At 68.6% G+C, this 1,460-nt stretch carries 2 protein-coding genes; both read left to right on the top strand.

From position 1 onward, the window contains the following. Positions 1-35: 35 nt before the first annotated feature. On the top strand, positions 36-881 hold the full coding sequence (locus HR086_RS46800; RefSeq protein WP_174459471.1) for a fatty acid desaturase: 846 nt from the start codon (positions 36-38) through the stop codon (positions 879-881). Positions 882-1,050: 169 nt separating this feature from the next. Further along, positions 1,051-1,460, top strand: a 410-nt coding sequence (locus HR086_RS46805) for an energy transducer TonB (RefSeq protein WP_174468906.1), incomplete at its 3' end; no start/stop codon positions are given.

The raw sequence follows: 1,460 nt of genomic DNA on the forward strand, positions 1-1,460 counted from the left end.
CTGGGAGCCCGTCCCACCCCCGCTGTGGAAACCGCATGACATTGTTCCGACACCCCAGAGACCGCATCCCCGTCCTGCTGTTCGCCACGGTGTTCGCCCTGGACCTGACGGTCTACTTCACGGCGAGAAGCTGGTGGCTCCCCCTCCTGTGGCTCGCCCTCTGGGTGATTCCCAAGGGGTGGATCAGCGCCTGGAACCACCACCACCAGCACGTGCCCATGTTCCGCCACGCGCTGCCCAACCGGCTGCTGGAGGTCGTCTTCGGCTTCCAGACGGGCGTGACGTCCCACGCGTGGTTCCTGCACCACGTGGTCGGCCACCACCGCAACTACCTGGACCAGGAGAAGGACGAGGCCCGCTGGAAGCGCGCGGACGGGTCCACCATGGGCGAGGCCGAGTTCTCCGTCATCAACACGCTGCTGGCCTATCCCCGGGCCTACGCCGTGGGACGCGCGCAGCCGAAGGCCCAGCGCATCTTCCTGGCCATGGGCGCGCTCCAGGTGGCGCTGCTCGGCGTGCTGTTCTGGCACAACTGGTACAACGCCCTCTTCGTGTTCCTGCTCCCCATGGTGGCGTCGCTCTACGTCACCGTCTGGGCCACCTACTTCCACCACGTGGGGCTGGAGGCGACGGAGCACACCCAGGCCTCGTACAACATCGTTCACCGGGGCTACAACCTCATGACTGGCAACCTGGGCTTCCACACCGCCCACCATGCGAAGCATGGCGTGCACTGGTCCCAGCTCCCGGAGCTGCACGCGCAGTTGGCCAAGGACATCCCCAACACCCTCTACCGGCAGCCGGGCATCCCCTTCGTGTGGTCCAACCCGGAAGCGAAGATTGAACCGGGTGAGACGGAGCTGGGCGCCATCGTCCAGTGAGCGGCTTCGTCCCTCACCGCGAGCCCATATGGCCCGGGCTCGCGGGCGAGGGAGCAGCCCCCGGACAGGCGGAGGGCCGCGCGCCTTGACCGCCCCACCGCAATCCCCGATATCCCCTGGGGCGCGCAATTGATATTGCGTCGCAAAACCAAGTAGTCCGGGATTGCGGATGTTCTCACCGGTCACCTCCCTCGCGCTGCTCCTCTCGGTGGCCTCCCCGGCCCCGTCCACGCCGTCTCCCTCCCAGGAGCAGGCTCCGGCTACAGCCACGGCGGAGGCTCCTCCGAGCGATGAGGTCCAGGTGCCTCGGCGCCTCGACAGCGTCGCGGTCCCCTATCCCGAAGCCGAGCAGGCGGCCGGCCGCGAGGGTGAGGTCGTCCTCCGGCTCACGCTCGACGAGCAGGGCAGCGTGACGGACTCGGAGGTCGTCCGCTCCGCGGGCGCGGCCTTCGACGAAGCGGTGCGGACCGCCAGCCTGTCCTTCAAGTTCGAGCCCGCGCGCGTCCGGGGCGAGGCCGTGGCGTGCCAGATTGAACTGGCCCACACCTTCAAGCTCGACGCGCCTCCCCCGCCCGTCCC

Origin of the sequence: Myxococcus sp. CA039A (assembly GCF_013336645.1) — a bacterium.
GTDB classification, from domain to species: Bacteria; Myxococcota; Myxococcia; order Myxococcales; family Myxococcaceae; genus Myxococcus; species Myxococcus llanfairpwllgwyngyllgogerychwyrndrobwllllantysiliogogogochensis.